Below are 19,081 nucleotides of genomic sequence, written 5' to 3' on the forward strand. Positions count from 1 at the left end.
ATCCCAGAGGTCTTCTGAGCTTGCTCCATCAAAGACTGGTGTCGCGATGTGAATACCCAAGTTACGAGCTGCCATACCAAGGTGAAGTTCCATAACCTGACCGATATTCATACGTGATGGCACCCCAAGAGGGTTCAACATGATATCAACTGGTGTACCGTCTGGAAGGTAAGGCATATCTTCAACTGGAACAATACGAGACACAACCCCTTTGTTTCCGTGACGACCGGCCATCTTATCTCCGACGCGGATCTTGCGTTTTTGTGCAATGTAAACACGAACCAACATGTTGACACCAGATTGTAATTCATCACCGTTTGCACGGGTAAAGATCTTAACATCGCGAACGACTCCATCTCCACCGTGAGGTACACGAAGAGAAGTATCACGCACTTCACGAGATTTATCTCCAAAGATCGCGTGAAGGAGACGTTCTTCAGCAGAAAGGTCTTTTTCACCCTTCGGTGTTACCTTACCGACAAGGATATCGCCTTCTTTTACTTCCGCACCAATACGGATAATACCTGTTTCATCCAAGTCACGAAGAGCATCTTCACCGACGTTTGGAATTTCACGGGTAATTTCTTCAGGGCCTAACTTGGTATCGCGTGTTTCTGATTCGAATTCTTCCAAGTGAACAGATGTGTAGACATCTTCTTTCACCAAGCGTTCGCTCATGATAACGGCATCCTCGAAGTTATACCCTTCCCAAGTCATGTAAGCGACGATTGGGTTTTGACCAAGGGCCATTTCCCCTTTTTCCATCGATGGACCGTCAGCGATAAAGTCACCTTTTTCAACGGTTTCACCAACTTTAACCAGAGTACGTTGGTTGTAGGCTGTACCTGAGTTTGAACGACGGAATTTTTGGATGTGATATACATCAAGAGATCCATCTTCCCGACGAACTTCTACCTTGTCCGCATCTGCATAGGTAACTTTACCATCATGTTGAGCAATGACTGCAGCTCCTGAGTCATGGGCTGCTTGGTATTCCATACCAGTACCCACATAAGGGGCTTTTGGATCAATCAATGGAACAGCTTGACGTTGCATGTTGGCACCCATGAGGGCACGGTTGGAGTCATCGTTTTCCAAGAAAGGAATACATGCTGTCGCAACGGCAACTACTTGTTTTGGAGACACGTCCATGTAGTCGACTTGATCAGATGGGAACTCTTGGTTGTTACCACGGTGACGTCCCATAACGATTGGCTCAGCAAAGCCACCCTTTTCGTTCAACTTAGAGTTGGCCTGAGCGACGATGTACTCATCTTCTTCATCGGCTGTCAACCAAACGATTTCGTTGGTCACCACACCTTTTTCACGGTCCACTTTACGGTATGGCGTTTGGATGAAACCATACTTGTTCAAGTGTCCATAGGATGACAAGTTGTTGATCAAACCGATATTTGGTCCTTCAGGTGTTTCGATTGGACACATCCGACCATAGTGGGTATAGTGCACGTCACGCACTTCATATCCGGCACGGTCACGTGTCAAACCACCAGGCCCTAAGGCAGACAAACGACGTTTGTGAGACAACTCAGAAAGTGGGTTGTGTTGGTCCATGAACTGTGACAATTGTGAAGAACCAAAGAATTCTTTAATCGCTGCAGTTACTGGACGAATGTTAATAATTTGTTGTGGTGTCAAGACATCGTTATCTTGCACAGACATCCGTTCGCGAACGTTTCGTTCCATCCGTGAAAGTCCAAGACGCACTTGGTTGGCAAGCAATTCACCAACGGCACGAATCCGACGGTTTCCAAGGTGGTCGATATCATCTACACGGCCAATTCCTTCTGCAAGGTTCAAGAAATAGCTCATCTCTGCCAAGATATCTGCTGGAGTTACGATGCGTACTTTGTCAGATGGATTAGCATTTCCGATGATGGTGACAACACGGTCTGGATCTGTTGGAGCGACAACTTTGAATTTTTGCAATTCAACTGGTTCTGTCAAAACAGCAGCATCATTTGGAATGTAAGTGATTTTGTTCAAACCGTTATCCAATTGTCCTGAGATGCTGTCGATGACATCGCGCGTCATCACGGTACCAGCTTCTACAAGGATTTCTCCTGTTTCAGCATCCACCAACGGTTCTGCAATCGTTTGGTTCAACAAGCGGTTCTTGATATTGAGTTTCTTGTTGATCTTATAGCGACCAACTGGTGCCAAGTCATAACGACGTGGATCAAAGAAACGGGCCACCAACAAGCTACGTGAGCTTTCCGCTGTCTTTGGTTCACCTGGACGAAGACGCTCATAGATTTCTTTGAGGGCTTCATCTGTCCGTGAATCCATTGGATTTTTGTGGATATCTTTTTCGATGGTATTGCGAACCAATTCGCTATCCCCAAAGATATCGATGATTTCATCATCTCCTGAGAATCCAAGAGCACGCACAAGCGTTGTAAATGGAATTTTACGTGTGCGGTCGATGCGTGTGTAGGCGATGTCTTTTGAGTCAGTTTCAAGCTCTAACCAAGCTCCACGGTTAGGGATAACAGTAGATCCATAACCAATCTTACCATTCTTGTCCACCTTATCATTGAAGTAGACACCTGGTGAGCGGACCAACTGAGATACGATAATCCGTTCTCCACCATTGATGATGAAGGTTCCCATTTCAGTCATGATTGGGAAATCACCAAAGAAAACTTCTTGGGTCTTGATTTCACCTGTTTCTTTGTTGACCAAACGGAAGGTCACAAAGATTGGGGCTGAATAGCTGGCATCATGGATGCGCGCTTCTTCAAGCGAATACTTGGGGTCGCGGATTTCATATCCCACAAATTCCAATTCCATTGTATCCGTGAAGTTCGAGATTGGAAGCACATCTTCAAATACTTCCTTCAAGCCATGATCCAAGAAATCTTTGAATGAGTCTGTCTGGATTTCAATCAAGTTTGGTAAATCAAGAACCTCTTTGATTCTTGAAAAACTACGACGGGTCCGATGTTTCCCGTATTGAACGTCATGTCCTGCCAAAGTTTTTAGCTCCTTTTTCCATACTAGGATAGCTTGGTAACATCACTCCTACCACCTATCCGGTTTTAACTACAATTGTGTGATTTGCATCACGTGAAGAGCTGTCTCTTCACCTCATTCGTCGCTTTTTGTAATTTTTAGAAAAATTAAATTTGTGTAACAAACTAGGATTTTCCTAAAAAATAGGCACAAAAAGAGCAGCTAAATCGACTTATTCAAGTAAGATTTAACTGCTGTAAGCTCTTATTTGGACAATATTTCAAATAAAGCACACGACAAATTAGTTATTACTATTATACCGTTTTTTGCTCCAAAAATCAAGGCTTTCTCTAGGTTTTCTAAAGGATCACACTAGCGTTGATTGCTACGATTTGAGCTGTTTCGATTTGAACTATTGCTTGATGAACTATTGGTTGTCGAATTGTTCTTATTATTCGGCTGGTTTCCACTGGTATTACCGAGAATGGCTGCCCAAGCACTTTGATAATCACTATCCGATCCCCCGATGGCAAAGCGGTATTGAGTGGTTGGCGCTCCGTTTTTGGCCCAAAGACTCGTCACAGTTTGACCGCTCAGATCGATATCTCTACCATTGACATTGACGCGACCTGGCCTTTCTCCAGTCGATTTGAGCACTTCAGAGCGGATCACACTCTTATCGAGAGTGAATTTATCCTGAATTCCAAAGAGACTTGGATCTGCTTGGTAGATCGCATTCGCCAACTGCGCCATGTATTGAGCATTGTTGTTGTATCCAGTCAAGGCCTGCATGGAAGCATTGTTGTCATGGCCGATCCAACCTCCTAAAGAAACATTTGGAGTGGACAACATCAACCACATATCCCCATTTGAGTTAGTGGTACCGGTTTTTCCAATCCAGTCAGCACCTGCCAGCGTTGGGTTGACTTGGCTAATTCGTGACTTAAAGGTCGTTGTAGCACCAGACGTAATAACCCCGCGCAAGAGATCCTGCATAATCGTTGCCGTTGCTGGAGAGTAAACACGAACAGGATCTGCCTCGTGCTTGTAAACTACATCTCCATCTCGATCAATGATTTGCTCTACCATGTAGCGTTTGAGGTAGTTCCCATTGTTAGCAATGGTTTGGAAACCATTGGTATGTTGGGCAACAGTGACCTCAATTCCTCCCCCCATTGGCAGACTCTCAATGCCATATTCAGGGATATCATAGCCCATTTTCTTCATGTAGGATGGGACATCCACACCCTTTTCACGAAGGGTCCGGTATGTCCAGTAAGCTGGAATATTCCATGAGGTATTGAGGGCCTCACGGAGATCCATCATGGCTGTCCCTCGGCTATCCACGTGCATGATCGGCTCACCACTTGAGAAATTAGTCGGGTAGTTAGAAAGGATGCTATTGCTTCCCATCAAGCCTTGGTCGATGGCAATCCCATAGGCCAACAGCGGCTTGATAGCAGACCCTGGGGAACGTTCTGTATCAAAGGCATGGTTGTTTTGGTTACCATCAAAATTCCGACCACCGATAAATCCTAAAACAGCACCCGTTCGGTTGTCCATCAGGACATTCCCAACTTCTACCAGTCCCGTCCCATCATCCAAGACGCTTCCAAAATTCGCAACTGCAGCCTGCATCGCATTGTGAACCGGTTTGTTAATCGTGGTTTGGATAGTGTAGCCACCTTCGCGCAACTCACTCTCAGCTAATTCTTGATAAGCCTTGACGGTTTCATTATTTTTCAGGTCTTGCTTGGTGACATTGTCTCGCTTGATCAAGTAATCATACATGGCCTCTTTTGCTTCTGCCATGGCTTGGAAGTAGAGGTAGTCATGCGGTGTTTTCTCGATGCTATCTGGAGCGATGAAGTCCTTGGTCAAGTCGTACTGAGCATAGGTTTCGTAGTCTTTTTTCGATAAGGCTCCCGTCCGGTACATATTGAACAAGACATCTTTGGCACGCGCCAAACCTAACTCGAGGTTCTCCTTGCTCTTTAGGCTACCGTCTGCAGCATAAGGAGAGTAGACAATCGGACTCTGTGGCAAGCCAGCGATAAAGGCTGCTTGTGGAACAGACAAGTCTTTCGCAGAGACGCCAAAGATCCCTTGAGCCGCGGCTTCCACACCTGCAATATTTTGTCCCCGATTGTTTCGTCCAAAAGGCGAGACGTTTAAGTAGGTGGTTAGGATTTCGTTTTTATCCATTCCCCTCTCTAAAGCTAGGGCATCGACAATCTCTGTCGCCTTACGAGTAAAGGTTGGAGCATCTCCTACGACTTGCTGTTTGATCAACTGCTGGGTTAAGGTCGATCCCCCACTAGAGGAACCGACACCGGCTACAGATCCAAGCGTCGCCCGAAGAACAGCTTTGGGCACAACCCCCTTGTGGCTTTCAAAGTTCTCATCCTCAGTAGCGATCACAGCCTTTTTGACATTGTCGGAAATGGCATCTCCAGCTACCGGCGTGCGGATCAAATCACTGTCCACTTCTGCAATCAGGCTCTTATCGGAATAGGTCAGTTTTGAAACACTGCTGACATTGCGAACCTGCTGGACCAGCTCTTCTGTCTTTGGAACCTTGACATTGCTAAAGAGGCTTGCTGCATAACCAATCCCGATCCCTGCGCCAAATAAAAAGAGGCACACAAATAAGGCGATCATCACATCCCACAAGAGTTTGAGCGTCCTCAAAAAGGTCGCAAAAATATCGCCGACAGACCAGCTACTTTCTTCATTTTTTTCCTTATTCGGAGTTTCTGTATACATCTTTGCAAAGAATTTTTGGACTTTCTTCCAAAACTCTTGCAGCTTCTCTTTTAATTGATTCACTGATTCTTTCTCCTTGTTCCCTATATTATAGCAGATTAGCCCCTTTGTTTTCAATCACAAGAGCGTAGAAATCCTCGCTCATTCTTCCTGGGTAAGGACAAGAAAATGATGGAAAGCATTGCCATTTCCGTGGTTTATGGTAGAATAGAGAAATGAATAAACTTATAAAGGAGAAAAGACACATGCACATTTTTGATGAGCTAAAAGAGCGTGGTTTGGTATTTCAAACGACGGATGAAGAAGCCTTGCGCAAAGCACTGGAAGAAGGTCAGGTTTCTTATTATACTGGTTATGATCCAACTGCTGACAGCCTTCACCTTGGTCACTTGGTTGCCATCTTGACGAGCCGTCGTCTTCAACTAGCAGGCCACAAACCTTATGCGCTCGTTGGCGGTGCGACTGGTCTCATTGGAGATCCGTCCTTCAAAGATGCTGAACGTAGTCTCCAAACAAAAGAAACTGTACAAGAATGGGTTCGCTCCATTCAAGGACAATTGTCTCGTTTCCTCGATTTTGAAAATGGGGACAATAAAGCCGAAATGGTCAACAACTACGATTGGTTCGGAAGCATTAGCTTTATTGACTTCCTTCGTGATGTCGGAAAATACTTTACAGTCAATGCTATGATGAGTAAAGAATCTGTTAAAAAACGGATTGAGACAGGGATTTCTTACACAGAATTTGCCTACCAAATTATGCAAGGCTATGACTTCTACGTCCTCAACCAAGAACACAATGTCACCCTTCAAATCGGTGGGTCTGACCAATGGGGAAACATGACAGCTGGTACTGAGTTGATGCGTCGTAAAGCAGATAAAACTGGTCATGTTATGACTGTTCCTTTGATCACAGATGCAACTGGTAAGAAATTCGGTAAATCAGAAGGCAATGCGGTCTGGCTCAATGCAGACAAAACATCTCCATACGAAATGTACCAATTCTGGATGAATGTGATGGATGCGGATGCTGTGCGCTTCTTGAAGATCTTCACTTTCTTGTCACTTGATGAGATTGAAGAGATCCGCAAACAGTTTGAGGCTGCTCCTCATGAACGCTTGGCTCAAAAGATCTTGGCGCGTGAAGTGGTCACCCTTGTCCACGGTGAAGAAGCCTACAAGGAAGCCCTCAACATCACAGAACAACTCTTTGCAGGAAACATCAAAAACCTTTCTGTCAAAGAACTCAAACAAGGCCTTCGTGGTGTGCCAAACTACCAGGTCCAAGCAGAAGACAACCTCAACATCGTTGAACTCTTGGTCACAGCTGGTGTGGTCAATTCTAAACGCCAAGCCCGCGAAGATGTTCAAAACGGAGCTATCTACGTCAACGGCGAACGCATCCAAGACCTTGACTATGTCTTGAGCGATAGCGATAAATTAGAAAATGAATTGACCGTTATCCGTCGCGGTAAGAAAAAATACTTTGTTTTGACATATTAAGAAAGCAAAACCACGAAGTTAATACGAAACTTCGTGGTTTTCTTATATACTTTTTTCTGGGACTATTTCCCTTTTCTGCGATGCAACAAAGCTTGGTTAATTCGTTGAGTTTTTTTATGGAGCTGCCAAATCTGGTACAGCCAGATCAGGCCGTAAATGGCTAGAAAGATCAACCAAGGAATCGGGCTCCGTAAGGCTGTCCCCCAGCCAAAAAACAAGTAGGTTAATGCTAAGATGGCAGCTGTCACAACTAAATGCAAGGCCACACGCAAACTATAGGTCAAAAACTCTTCTTCCTCAAGAATGAATGTCAAGACTCCCATTGTCCCACTCATCAAAAAGATCGCCAGGATATTGCGGACATTTACAGCAGGATAGACGATGTTGGTATAGACATGGGATAATAACACCAAACACAAATAAAAGAAGGATCCTGTCCTCATACCAGATACAAAATAAGCTATAACTCGTTTCATCACTTTCTCCTATACCCCTAAATAATCCATCAAGGATTTGACATATTTCCGACTGACACTTGATTTTACTCCACGTGTCAGTTTAGCCATCATATTGCCTGAAAAACTATCCGATAGCGATTCTAAATGGTCGATATTCATCACCGCGTGGCGTGATATCTGTAAAAAATTACGACGATTAATCCGATGTTGAAAATTTATCAAAGTATCTCTGATGGTGAACGTTTTGTCTGTCGTATAAATGGTGAGCTGATTCTTATCAATCTCGGCTAGAATAATGTCATCAATTTTCACCATGATCAAATGATCATCTGTTTTGATAGGGATCACTACTTGATTCACTGTCGAAAATTGTTCGAGATACTCCATCACCTCTCGTGCTTGATCAGATAATTGCTTGGCTTGAATGACCACACAGGGGTCGTTTTCTGGGATATCTTGTTTTTCCTCAAAACGAATCTTCATTCCTACTCCAATTCTCACTTACTTTCTTTTACTCGATCTTTTTGCCAAGGAAATCCAAATCCCCAAAGCTAGAAGAATACCTCCTAACACTATAAGGTATGTTTGTTCCTTTGTCAATAAAGTTTGCCATTTGAGCTGAACACCCATTTTTTCTTGAAACTCTTGAAGAAGATTATCTTGACCTTTAAAGGTCTCACTTAATGCTTCTTTCATGAGGACTTGTCGATAAAGTGCAGCAATATAAGTTGCTGGGGTACATTTCATTAGTAGTTGAGCAAAATTAGGTAGAACGCCCAAAGGTACATAAGTCCCTACCAAAAAACCAGAAGCTGTACCCACTATGGTCGAAAACTTCCCAAGACTGTCTACTGATTGGAAAAAATAAACAAAAATGGCATTCACTAAGCTAGAAAGTAGGCTACTAAGTAGCATAATAAGGAGCACTTCAGGTAATAGAGATAAGGTTGGAACTTCTCTAAAATAGCCACACATCAGCACATACATAAGGATCTGCATGGAAAAAGAAATGATGATTGCACTCGTTAGATACGAAAATGCTAACCGCCACTTTCCTTGATCCGATAAATAAAGATCCTGATCTACTTGATGTTCACGGTCCTTTACTAACTGAGTCAGGGCAGCCAGACTTGTCGTAATCCCTGTCACAGCCAGCGTCCCACTCATTAACCAATTATTTAACACAGGAGCACTATTGGGAAGCTGAGCCCAGGCATCTGTTAGATTTTTTTGAAGAAAAATAATATAGAGAATAAAGGAAATCAAGGCTCCCAACAAGGAGAAGAAAACACCTGAACGATTCCTAAAATACAATAAAAAATTTCGCTTTAGTAAGGCTAACATTAGCGAACCTCCCTTCCTGTTAGTGCAATAAAGGCATCATCCATGGTCCCTGGACGAAACTCAAAATGGGCTAATTTATCTCTAACTTGTACCAGGTAATCAATGGCTTCCCTTTCACTCTCGGGTCGAAGAACATACTCCAATTGACTTTGTTGCTCTACTGACATTCCCGAAGATTTGAGACTTTCTATCTGCTGTCTCTCCTTGAAACGAATCTTTAAGATATTAGTAGCATATTGGCTCTTAATATCTAGTGCCGATCCTTGAGCAATCACTTTCCCATGGTCTACAATATAAATTTGATCAGCTTCATCTGCTTCGTCAAGATAATGCGTGGTCAATACAACGGTCATTCCCTCTTCTCTCTGCAATTGATAGAGCAAATCCCAAATAGACTTCCGGGTTTGAATGTCTAAACCTGTCGTTGGCTCATCTAAGAACAGAAGATCTGGACCGTGCAGTAGAGCACGCGCAATGTCAACCCGACGCTTTTGGCCGCCTGAAAGCGTCCCATATTTCTGCTTTTGGAAAGCTGATAGGCCTAGTCGATCAATAAGATCAGACACACGATTTGGTTTTAGGCCTTTGTACTGTCTGGCACGAATGGTCAGATTTTCCCTAACCGTCAGCATCTCATCTAAAACACTGGTTTGGAAGACCACACCAATTTTAGCACCGGGTTCATAGATTATTTCGCCTTGCGTTGGTTGTTTCAAACCGATCAACATAGAAATCGTCGTTGATTTCCCCGCCCCATTTGGTCCTAGAATCGCATTAAACGTCCCCTTTTCAAACTGCAGGTGAATATGATCAACCGCTAGATGATTTCCATACCGTTTACTGATGTTTTTAGCTTGTAATATCATGTTCTCTCTCCTTTTTGACAATATCAGTCTAGCAAAAAAGCCGTTTAAAAAACGGCCTTTTGGGATAAACAGTCAAAATGAGGGTCCAAGTGGTGAGATGGAAGAGACAAAAAGAAGAAAATTTATTGCAACCATTCTTTTCCCCATTGATTCAAGTCCTTTAAAATCGGCATCAGTGATTTACCTTTTTCTGTCAACTCCTATTCTGTATGAAGAGGCAAAGACTCATAATCATATTTCTCAACCAATTGGTTCTCTATTAAAACATCTAATCCACGTGTCAAACTGATAGTTGTAATCCCTTCAACTTCTCTTCTCAATTGATTGAAACGAACTTTCTTATGCTTGTTTATAACCCATAATATATTCATCCTCCATTTCCCACCAACCACATCTAAGACTCGAGACATACTACAGTTCCAATTTTTATTTGTTAACATTTTTTCTCCTTACAAAAATGTGCCTACTATTCAGGTAGTTTGTAAAGTATTATAATCTATTTATCATTTATTTTAAAGGAGTCACTTATGTTTATTGTAAATCTTACCTATATCAAGCCCCTTGATGAAGTTGAAAAATTCTTAGAAAAACACATAGATTTTTTAAATCAGTATTATACAAAAGGTCATTTTATCGCATCTGGAAGAAAAAATCCAAGGACCGGCGGTATCATTCTCATGAGAGCAAAAAATAAAGATGCTGTCCAAGAAATCATTGCACACGATCCATTCTATCAAAATGAGATTGCTCAATATGAGATCATTAAATTTGAGGCAAGTAAATATTGTCCAGAATTGAAAACCGTCCTGAACAATCCAGTGGACAAAATTAGATAAAGAAACTCAAGGTCCACTCAATTCCGCGTAGAACCGTTAAAAAAGTGTGACTTAGTCCCATTAAAGCATCAGTTGCTATCTAGAGGCTCTTTTGTTACACTACTAATATGAATACACCGATCAAACCAAAATTACAACGATTTCAAACAGCCACTGCCTTTGCCTGTCCTATCTGTCAACTGGACCTAGAACTTGTGGGGACCAGTTTTAAATGTCCCAAGGGCCATTCTTTTGATTTGGCGAAATTTGGCTATGTCAACCTGGCTCCCCAGATCAAACAATCAAAGGACTATGACAAGGAAAATTTCCAGAATCGCCAGCTGATCCTAGAAGCAGGTTTTTATGAGCCGATTCTAACAGCGATCGGACAAAAGATTCCGACCAGTGATGCCAGAATTCTAGATATCGGCTGCGGGGAAGGCTATTACTCCCGAAAACTACAAGAAGCTTATCCCCAAGCTACTTTCTATGCATTTGATCTTTCAAAGGAATCCGTACAACTAGCTGCCAAGAGTGATGCTAGCTGGAAGGTCAATTGGTTTGTAGGAGATTTGGCTCATTTACCCATTCAATCTAAGAGTATGGAGGTCATTTTGGATATCTTCTCCCCGGCTAATTACGCTGAATTTGAACGTGTCATAAAGACAGAAGGGGTGATCATTAAGGTCGTCCCAACCTCTTCTCATCTAAAAGAAATTCGTCAGTTGGCCCAAGATCAATTGGCCAAGCAATCTTACTCCAACCAGGAAATTTTGGAGCACTTTGAAGATCACTGTCAGATTCTCTCATCCGAAACGGTCAGCCTTACCAAGAGTTTAACTCCTGAAGAACGTCAGGCGCTCCTCACCATGACCCCCCTTCTATTTCACGTTGACCAAGAAACAATCGATTGGACCCAACTCACAGAAATCACCATTGAGGCCCAAATATTGGTTGGGAAAATCAAGATACAAAGGACATAAAATACAAAGTAAAAGGCTGAGACGATTTGTCTCAGCCTTTTACTCATCTTCTGTATGCTCTGTCATGACTTGTAAGCGATAGGTTTTAGGCGATTTTCCACAGAGTTTGCGGAAAACCTTGTAGAAATAGCCAACATTACTGTAACCGACCTTGTAGCAGATATCTTCAATACTGTCATTGGTCGATAAGAGGAGCTGCTGGGCAGCCTTGATCCGCTGTTTGTTGAGGAGTTCTGCGAAAGTCGCATTGGTTTCTCGTTTAATCAATTGTCCTAAATAGACTGGATTGATAAAGAGACCCTGACTGATGTCCTTGAGTGACAGCTCTTTTTGGTAATCACGGCTAATCACTTGGAGGACACTCGCTACATTTTCATTCATCCGATAGTGGGATAAGAAACGGGACAACTCTTCCTGGATAAAGCCAATCATCTCGCTAAAGGTGGCAGCATCATGGACTTTCTTGACCACATCGGCCAAATCATCTCCTTGCAGGTATTCAAACAAATGAAAGACATCCATCAAAAATTGAATAAAGAGCTGCTTGGTCAGCGAAACCTTAGGTGTCTTCTCAAGGATCATTTTTTCTAACCAGGCCAGTTCTTCTAAGATCTGTTGGATATTTCCTTGCATGATCACCCGATAGGCAGGCTCGTAGTAATGGAAGACCTCTTCATCTTGATTAAGAGGGGTCGCTCCATAAAAGAGGCTCCGCTCTACTAGGTCCTTAAATTGATGAAAGTGCTCCTTATACGGAGGCTCAAAGGCCTTCTCAATCATGGCTTCTTCTTCCTGACTCGATATAAAGAGTTGAAGATTTTGCCCAAGAACTTGATAAGACGAGCTGATAAAGCCTTTTTTCTCCTTAGCGACTCCAATCCACAATGAGTTCCGACCTGCGATATAGCGACAAAACTCTTCCTCAGAGATATCATCGTGAATCAAACGGTCGGCCAACTCTTGGCTTGGTTGCTGGATTTTATGCTGAATTTTTTCTAGGATATTGCCCATCTCCACCTTATTGACAGGTTTGAGCAGGTAGTCTGCCACGCGCAAATTGAGGGCTGTCTTGACGTATTCAAAATCCTGATAGCCTGACATAATGATAAAGGCAGCATCTGGGATCAAATCCTTCATCTCAGCAATCATCTGAAGTCCAGTTTTCCCAGGCATATTGACATCCGTGATCACCACATCTACCGGATACTCTCGCACATAATCAAGGGCCTGGTCTGCATCTTCTGCAGTTGCGACCACTTCCATATTCCAGTGGTCAAAGGGGATTAATTTTTTTAACCCTTCTGTAATCATATACTCATCGTCTACTAATAAGACTTTGTACATTCTGTCTCCTTTATTCATCTTGAATGGTTATCGTATAGGTCACTCCATGGTGAGGTTGGGAGAAGACTTGGATATGGTAGCGATCTCCAAAATAGAGCAGCATGCGTTCATGGACATTGACAATTCCGATGGACTGCCGACCACTCTTTTCTTCGATTTCTGAGCGTGGATTGCGATTGGCTAGCATCTCTTGAATGCTTTCTAGCTGTTCTTCTTTCATCCCGCGCCCATTATCAGTGATCAAGATGATGACCTGCCCTTCTCCTTGCAAGACCTTGACACTGATCACATTGTCCTTGCGTTTATGGTCCACTCCATGCGCAAAATAGTTCTCGACCAAAGGCTGGATGGTGAATTTTGGAATCTTCATTTTTTCCAAACCTGGATCGATCTTAAAGCCATAGGCAATCGATTTGGGATAACGTACCATGCAGAGGTAGCTGTATTTGCGACAAAATTCGAGCTCATTTTCAACCGTCGTCACTCGCTCATCTGAGATATTATTGCGCAAGAGACTACTAAACTCATAGATAATATCACCCAATTCATCCTGCTCTTGCATGACGGCATACATCCGGATAAATTCCAGTGTATTGTACATGAAATGGGGATTGATCTGGGCTTGTAGGGCCCGCATATTGGCATCTTTTTGGCTGAGCTGCAACTGGTAGATATCCCGAATGTTCTTGTCCATATTGTCTAACATGGTATTGATCATATTACCAATGACCAAAAGTTCTTGGTCCTTGGTCGAGGTATCAATCCGTCGTTCACTATCGCCTTGACTGATCTGATTCATGGTATCGACCAAGTCGAGGACTTGACGCCGGTAATTTTTGAAAATCTGCCGTAATAACAAGTACAGGATCAAGAAAATCAGGAAAGCAATGGAGAGAAAAGTGGTCAGGTTAGCTAGACCCTTCTTGACCAAATAACTTTCAGAAACGACTACATCCACCTTGTAGCCATAGATCGTGCTACGGGTTTGCCATTTAACATCTTTTGCTTGCTCCTTATCCCCTTCATGGTACATTTCTTTCCCAAAGGGCGTGAAGATCCGCACAGCAACCGGTAGATCTCCTCTAGCATTGTCAATCGCTGCCGTCAAAATTTCCTGGTCCAAGGTCATATAAGCAATCCCAACTCCAGCACCCGTTGTCGGATCTGTCAAAGGAACTGGAATAGCTGTCGCAGGAGCCTTGTAATGGTCCGCTGAAACTTGCTTACCCCCCTTCGATTGCCGGGTAGAGACAAATACTGTCTTGTAATCCGACAAGGTGACATCGATGCCCTCGATGTTTTTATTGCTCAAATAGAGACTGTCAATATTCTTATGTAGGGACAATTGGATATAAGAAGGAAACTGGGCATTCAATCGCCAAGTCTCATACTCCGATGGTGACAAGGTAAAATAGCGATAAACCCCTTCTAATTTTGCAGGGTTTTCAACGAGACTACGCCCTTCTTGTGTGACCCGCTGATAAGAGGTCTCGAGATCCGTCACGACTTCAGTCAAGACCCGTTGGGCGATCCGATCGGCTTCAGCTTGCTGGTTTTTCCAAGAGATCCCCGCTACGACGAGACCCATAATGGTCAAAATGACCACCATAACATAGGCGTAGAATTTTAAAAGCGTACTTAACCAGATTTTTTTCATCGTTAGGATACCAATTTTTCGTGGATATTTTGATAAACAGGGTCAAAGATATCATTGACAAAGAAATGCCAGACGCCGATCAAGACAAAAAAGAGAAGGGCTGGCATATAGTAGCTAATGACACCAAGTAGTGCTGTTCCAAGGATGAGCTTAAGAACTGGACGAATGTCCAGCAACATTCCGATCAAACTGAGCTTGATACTGTTGGCATAAGAGAGAGCAAAATGCACTTGCAATTTCAAATAAACGGCGTAAGCTAGAGGCGCAACCAAGAGGAAAACCAGATTAAACAAGAGAACCAAAATTTGGAAGAAATTCAAGTGAGGGATCTGGATCATGAGGTACATGCCATAAAGGAGAACCCCTTCAATGGCAAAGAAGGTGTAAAAGACTTGATTAGCCGGGCGTAGATTTTCTTTGAAGAGTTCCCAAGCGCGTGACCAATGATAGTCCTTGTAGGTCATGCCATTTTCCGCATAGAGGCTCATGATAGTGGCACTAGCCGGTCCTACTCCTAGCAGAACACCCCCACAGATCGTCAAGACCCAAAAAATCCCTGTTACCAGCATAGCAACATAGACTCTCGTAAAAATGAACTCGATGATTTTTCCCATCATTCAGCCTCTTTCCCAATTAGTTATTCTATTATATCATAAAAATAAAACGCTTTCCTCATATTTGCATTAGTGAATTGAAATATTGATTTTCATTTCCAGGATTCATTTTCATAAAAACTTAAAAAGGCCTTGGAGACAGCCCCAAAGCCTTTTCACACGACCTGTTTCTTATTTTTTAGAAGCAAGGAATTCGTCGTATTGTTTTTGCATTTCGTCAAGCACTTTTTGGTAAGCACCTTCTGATTTCAATTTTTCAAGCATCTTAGGAACTTCTACTTCAGGATCCACAGTACCAGTATTGATCGCACCTGCGAATTGGTTCAAAGTATTTGTAAGAGCAGTGATTTCTGATTTCACTTTATCTGTGTTAAAGATGAAACCAAGTGCTGGAGATTCTTTTGCAGTTTCCAAGTCTTTCTTAGATTGTGCAATTTGTTCATCTGTTACGTTTTCGTTGATGTAAAGGATCCAGTTGTTACCAGTGTTCCATCCAGACATGTGAGTGTTTCCGTTGTAGCCATCCAAGACTTTGACACGGTTTTCTTTACCTTCAACTTTTTCCCAGTTCTTGCCTTCTGGTCCGTAAACAAGACCGTTCAAGAGTTCTGGGTTTGTATTCAAGAGGTTCAATACTTCCATTGCTTTTTCTTTGTTCTTAGAGTTGTTTGAGATAACAAAGTTAGCTACTTGAGTAGTATTGTTCTTCTTGTAAAGTTCAGTAAATGGTTTGATGTCGATCTTACGGTTTGCTACACGAGAAAGCAAGCTATTGCCGTAGTCAGCTGGTCCTACTGTTTCTTCACGAACCAACCAAGTATCTTGAGAAAGGTCATAACCAGTATCGCTTGTTGCTACGTCTTTTGGAATGTATCCTGCTTCGTAATATTTGTGAAGAGTCTTCAAGTTTTCTACATAACGAGGAATGGTGTAACGGTCAACGATCTTCGTAGTGTCACCTTTCAAGTCAACCACGAATGGAAGTCCATCAACAGCTACGTAGTCGAAGTCATCTGAAGGTCCACCGTAGCTCTTGTTCATTGCAAATGGAACAACGTTTGGATCTTTTTCTTTGATGGCTTTCAAGACTGGTTCAAGAGAAGCATAGTCTTTCACGTTTGAAACGTCGATACCATATTTTTCAAGAAGTGGTCCGTTGAAAGCAAAGTTTTGAGAAGATGCAACGTTAGCTGCTACTGGAACAGCATAGATCTTGCCATTTACAGTGTTCCCTTTGATATAAGCTGGGTCAAGTGCTTTGTAAAGGTCTTTCCCTTCTTTCTTGTACAATTCTGTCAAGTCAGCATAAGCACCTTTTTGAGCGTTAATGACATAGTTATTAGCAAAGGCAATATCATAGTTTTCACCAGATGAGATGATAACGTTCATTTTTTGTGCGTAGTCACCCCAACCAAGATATTGGATATCCAATTTTGCGCCAACTTTCTTTTCAATGATCTTGTTGGCATTTTTAAGAAGAACATCCAAGTTATCTGGTTTATCACCGATTTGGTACATCTTGATGATTGGTTTACCGTCTTCAGTTGTTGCAGATTTCTTGTTGTTACCTGTAAGGCTTCCACAAGCAGCAAGAGTAGCTCCAAGAGCGATGACACTAGCAGATGCTAACGCATATTTTTTCCAATTTTTCATAAGAAAAATCTCCTTTATGTTATTTTCTTTTTAGACTAAGTTATGAGTTGAAAATCCTGTTGATTTTCAATGAACGATGTTATTCTTTCACACCACCGATGGTCAAGCCTTTTACAAAGTAGCGTTGGAAGAATGGATAGAGAATGGCGATTGGCACTGTTGCCACAACCACCATGGCCATACGTCCTGTTTCCCGTGGGATGGATTGTACAGCTCCTGCCAATTGGCCGGATACCCCGACATTTTTAGCGATGTAATCCATATTGTTTTGGATTTGCATCAAGAGGTATTGCAATGGGTAAAGGTTGTCACTCTTAATATAGAGGAGGGCATTGAACCAGTCATTCCAGAACCCTAAAGCGGTGAACAAACTGATGGTCGCAATCCCTGGTAGAGACAATGGCAAGCAGATTTGGAAGAAGATCCGTGTTTCACTTGCCCCATCGATCCGAGCGGATTCAAGGATAGCTTCTGGAATGGTCCGTTTAAAGAAGGTCCGCATCAATATGATGTTAAATGGACTGAGCAACATTGGGATAATCAAAGCCCCGATGGTATCACCTAACTGCAAGAGTTGAGTGGTCACAATGTAGCTTGGAACCAACCCTGCACTAAAGAGCATACTAAGGAGTGAAAATACGGTAAAGAACTTGCGGTATTTAAAGGTACTCCGTGAGATTGCGTAAGCATAAGTTGTGGTGATAAAGACATTACATGCTGTTCCCACAATGGTCACAAACAAGGTAATGAAGAGGGCTTGCAAGATTTTGTCTTTGAACTGTACCAAGAAGAGGTAACCATCAAATCCAAATTTTGCTGGCCAGAATTGGAAACCATGGACTGCCAAACTTTGTTCGTCTGTCAAAGAGATCATGACAACGAAGATGAAGGGAAGCACACAGGTCAAGCCGACCAAGGTCAACAACAAGGTAAAGAAGAAGTTGCTCTTCTTACTGAAAGAATGGATCCCGACATTATCAATTTTTTCTTTTTGAATGGTTGATTTTTTCATACGATCCTCCTTTCTAGAAGAGAGCGGCATTCTTATCAATGCGACGGGCAATGATATTTGAGATTAAAACAAGAACCAAACCGACTACCGATTGGTAAAGACCGGCTGCTGCTGTCATCCCGATATCCCCTGACTTGGTCAAACCGTTGTAGACATAAACATCAATAACGTTGGTCACACTATAGAGCGCTCCAGCATTATGCGGGATTTGGTAGAAAAGACCGAAATCTGCGCGGAAGATATTTCCGACTGCAAGAATAGTCAAAACCGTAATCAAGGAAGACAACTGAGGAATGGTGATGTTGCGAATGCGTTGCCACTTAGACGCACCATCCACAGTCGCTGCTTCATAGTAAGTTGGGTCAATTCCCATGATGGTTGCATAGTACATGACACTACTATAACCAAAGCCTTTCCAAATTCCTAAGAAGAGGAGAAGCGCTGGCCAGATCCACAATTCCGAGTAGAAATTGATGGCTTTCATACCAAATGAAGTTAAGATGTGGTTGACCAATCCTTTGTCCACGTTAAGGAAGGCATCGGTGAAGAAGCTGATGATAACCCATGATAGGAAGTATGGGAAGAGCATGGAGGTTTGAAGCACCTTGACCACTCTTTTTGATCTCAACTCACTAAAGATGATGGCGATCCCAACGGAAACAATCAATCCTAAGAAGATGAATCCTAAGTTGTACAATACCGTGTTTCTTGTAATAATGTAGGCATCTTTGGAACTAAAGAGGAACTTGAAATTGTCAAAGCCAACCCACTTACTCTTCATGACACTGTCAATGAAGCCCTCTCCCGTAATATGATAGTCCTTAAATGCTACGATATTCCCAAAAACCGGAATATAGAAGAATAAGATTAACCACGCTGCACCAGGTAAGACCATTAAAAGAAAAATGAAATTTTCTCTCAGAGTCCTTACAAACTTTTTCATTTAACTCCCCCCCTTTGAGCCTTGAGCGTGTTTATTTGCTTTGGTAGCGTTTACATCACCTATTATAAGATAGCCCATTTACATTTTCAAACTCCTAATTATAGAAAAAATTCTACAAATTTATGACATAGCTTTAAAAAAGAGTAGAAAA

At 42.5% G+C, this 19,081-nt stretch carries 15 protein-coding genes and 1 pseudogene; 3 read left to right on the plus strand and 13 right to left on the minus strand.

Going from position 1 to position 19,081, the window contains the following annotated elements:
- A partial coding sequence (rpoB, locus tag PAN06_RS05890) for a DNA-directed RNA polymerase subunit beta (RefSeq protein WP_269795847.1) occupies window positions 1–2,994 on the minus strand: 2,994 nt, incomplete at its 3' end.
- Window positions 2,995–3,345: 351 nt separating this feature from the next.
- The gene (gene pbp1b / locus PAN06_RS05895; RefSeq protein ID WP_269795848.1) at window positions 3,346–5,802 is read right to left on the minus strand and encodes a penicillin-binding protein PBP1B; all 2,457 of its coding nucleotides are present in this window, start codon (window positions 5,800–5,802) and stop codon (window positions 3,346–3,348) included.
- Window positions 5,803–5,984: 182 nt separating this feature from the next.
- Between pbp1b and tyrS the strand changes: the two genes are divergently transcribed.
- Complete coding sequence (gene tyrS / locus PAN06_RS05900; protein WP_003004779.1) at window positions 5,985–7,241, plus strand: tyrosine--tRNA ligase; 1,257 nt, start codon at window positions 5,985–5,987, stop codon at window positions 7,239–7,241.
- A gap of 62 nt (window positions 7,242–7,303) precedes the next feature.
- Here tyrS and PAN06_RS05905 read toward each other — a convergent pair whose 3' ends face one another.
- From PAN06_RS05905 to PAN06_RS05925, 5 genes and pseudogenes are all read right to left on the minus strand, one after another.
- Window positions 7,304–7,717, minus strand: a complete 414-nt coding sequence (locus PAN06_RS05905) for a DUF3021 domain-containing protein (protein ID WP_049513833.1) — start codon at window positions 7,715–7,717, stop codon at window positions 7,304–7,306.
- A 9-nt stretch (window positions 7,718–7,726) separates the two neighbouring features.
- Window positions 7,727–8,182, minus strand: a complete 456-nt coding sequence (locus tag PAN06_RS05910; protein ID WP_049513831.1) for a LytTR family DNA-binding domain-containing protein — start codon at window positions 8,180–8,182, stop codon at window positions 7,727–7,729.
- Between the two features lie 18 nt (window positions 8,183–8,200).
- Window positions 8,201–9,043: an ABC transporter permease gene (locus PAN06_RS05915; protein WP_049513829.1), complete on the minus strand. Its 843-nt coding sequence runs from the start codon at window positions 9,041–9,043 to the stop codon at window positions 8,201–8,203.
- Window positions 9,043–9,909, minus strand: coding sequence for an ABC transporter ATP-binding protein (locus PAN06_RS05920; RefSeq protein ID WP_269795849.1), 867 nt, complete (start codon window positions 9,907–9,909; stop codon window positions 9,043–9,045). The genes PAN06_RS05915 and PAN06_RS05920 overlap by 1 nt, the downstream gene beginning before the upstream one ends.
- Before the next feature lie 122 nt (window positions 9,910–10,031).
- A pseudogene (locus PAN06_RS05925) lies at window positions 10,032–10,349 on the minus strand (helix-turn-helix domain-containing protein).
- An 87-nt stretch (window positions 10,350–10,436) separates the two neighbouring features.
- Between PAN06_RS05925 and PAN06_RS05930 the strand changes: the two are divergent.
- The gene (locus tag PAN06_RS05930) at window positions 10,437–10,745 is read left to right on the plus strand and encodes a YciI family protein (RefSeq protein ID WP_269795850.1); all 309 of its coding nucleotides are present in this window, start codon (window positions 10,437–10,439) and stop codon (window positions 10,743–10,745) included.
- Between the two features lie 107 nt (window positions 10,746–10,852).
- On the plus strand, window positions 10,853–11,707 hold the full coding sequence (locus tag PAN06_RS05935; RefSeq protein ID WP_269795851.1) for a putative RNA methyltransferase: 855 nt from the start codon (window positions 10,853–10,855) through the stop codon (window positions 11,705–11,707).
- 39 nt (window positions 11,708–11,746) lie between these two features.
- Here the strand turns inward: PAN06_RS05935 and PAN06_RS05940 are convergent, their stop codons facing one another.
- The 6 genes from PAN06_RS05940 to PAN06_RS05965 form a co-directional block, all read right to left on the minus strand.
- Window positions 11,747–13,051 (minus strand): response regulator transcription factor, encoded by a 1,305-nt coding sequence (locus tag PAN06_RS05940; RefSeq protein WP_269795852.1) that lies wholly within the window; start codon window positions 13,049–13,051, stop codon window positions 11,747–11,749.
- 10 nt (window positions 13,052–13,061) lie between these two features.
- Window positions 13,062–14,708, minus strand: a complete 1,647-nt coding sequence (locus tag PAN06_RS05945) for a sensor histidine kinase (protein WP_269795853.1) — start codon at window positions 14,706–14,708, stop codon at window positions 13,062–13,064.
- A gap of 2 nt (window positions 14,709–14,710) precedes the next feature.
- Complete coding sequence (locus PAN06_RS05950; RefSeq protein WP_049475192.1) at window positions 14,711–15,322, minus strand: DUF624 domain-containing protein; 612 nt, start codon at window positions 15,320–15,322, stop codon at window positions 14,711–14,713.
- A gap of 171 nt (window positions 15,323–15,493) precedes the next feature.
- Window positions 15,494–16,975: an ABC transporter substrate-binding protein gene (locus PAN06_RS05955; RefSeq protein ID WP_024055443.1), complete on the minus strand. Its 1,482-nt coding sequence runs from the start codon at window positions 16,973–16,975 to the stop codon at window positions 15,494–15,496.
- Between the two features lie 79 nt (window positions 16,976–17,054).
- Window positions 17,055–17,987, minus strand: a complete 933-nt coding sequence (locus PAN06_RS05960) for a carbohydrate ABC transporter permease (protein WP_003004100.1) — start codon at window positions 17,985–17,987, stop codon at window positions 17,055–17,057.
- Window positions 17,988–18,000: 13 nt separating this feature from the next.
- Window positions 18,001–18,930: a sugar ABC transporter permease gene (locus PAN06_RS05965; protein WP_003009701.1), complete on the minus strand. Its 930-nt coding sequence runs from the start codon at window positions 18,928–18,930 to the stop codon at window positions 18,001–18,003.
- Between the last annotated feature and the right edge of the window lie 151 nt (window positions 18,931–19,081).

It is taken from the genome of Streptococcus sp. SM3 (assembly GCF_027497875.1).

What these genes read in the sequence shown, in the direction of transcription:
- PAN06_RS05965 (WP_003009701.1), bottom strand. Translation starts at nt 18,930, where the DNA reads ATGAAAAAGTTTGTAAGGACTCTGAGAGAAAATTTCATTTTTCTTTTA.
- PAN06_RS05960 (WP_003004100.1), bottom strand. Translation starts at nt 17,987, where the DNA reads ATGAAAAAATCAACCATTCAAAAAGAAAAAATTGATAATGTCGGGATC.
- tyrS (WP_003004779.1), top strand. Translation starts at nt 5,985, where the DNA reads ATGCACATTTTTGATGAGCTAAAAGAGCGTGGTTTGGTATTTCAAACG.
- PAN06_RS05920 (WP_269795849.1), bottom strand. Translation starts at nt 9,909, where the DNA reads ATGATATTACAAGCTAAAAACATCAGTAAACGGTATGGAAATCATCTA.
- PAN06_RS05940 (WP_269795852.1), bottom strand. Translation starts at nt 13,051, where the DNA reads ATGTACAAAGTCTTATTAGTAGACGATGAGTATATGATTACAGAAGGG.
- PAN06_RS05915 (WP_049513829.1), bottom strand. Translation starts at nt 9,043, where the DNA reads ATGTTAGCCTTACTAAAGCGAAATTTTTTATTGTATTTTAGGAATCGT.
- PAN06_RS05950 (WP_049475192.1), bottom strand. Translation starts at nt 15,322, where the DNA reads ATGGGAAAAATCATCGAGTTCATTTTTACGAGAGTCTATGTTGCTATG.
- PAN06_RS05945 (WP_269795853.1), bottom strand. Translation starts at nt 14,708, where the DNA reads ATGAAAAAAATCTGGTTAAGTACGCTTTTAAAATTCTACGCCTATGTT.
- PAN06_RS05930 (WP_269795850.1), top strand. Translation starts at nt 10,437, where the DNA reads ATGTTTATTGTAAATCTTACCTATATCAAGCCCCTTGATGAAGTTGAA.
- PAN06_RS05955 (WP_024055443.1), bottom strand. Translation starts at nt 16,975, where the DNA reads ATGAAAAATTGGAAAAAATATGCGTTAGCATCTGCTAGTGTCATCGCT.
- PAN06_RS05910 (WP_049513831.1), bottom strand. Translation starts at nt 8,182, where the DNA reads ATGAAGATTCGTTTTGAGGAAAAACAAGATATCCCAGAAAACGACCCC.
- PAN06_RS05935 (WP_269795851.1), top strand. Translation starts at nt 10,853, where the DNA reads ATGAATACACCGATCAAACCAAAATTACAACGATTTCAAACAGCCACT.
- PAN06_RS05905 (WP_049513833.1), bottom strand. Translation starts at nt 7,717, where the DNA reads ATGAAACGAGTTATAGCTTATTTTGTATCTGGTATGAGGACAGGATCC.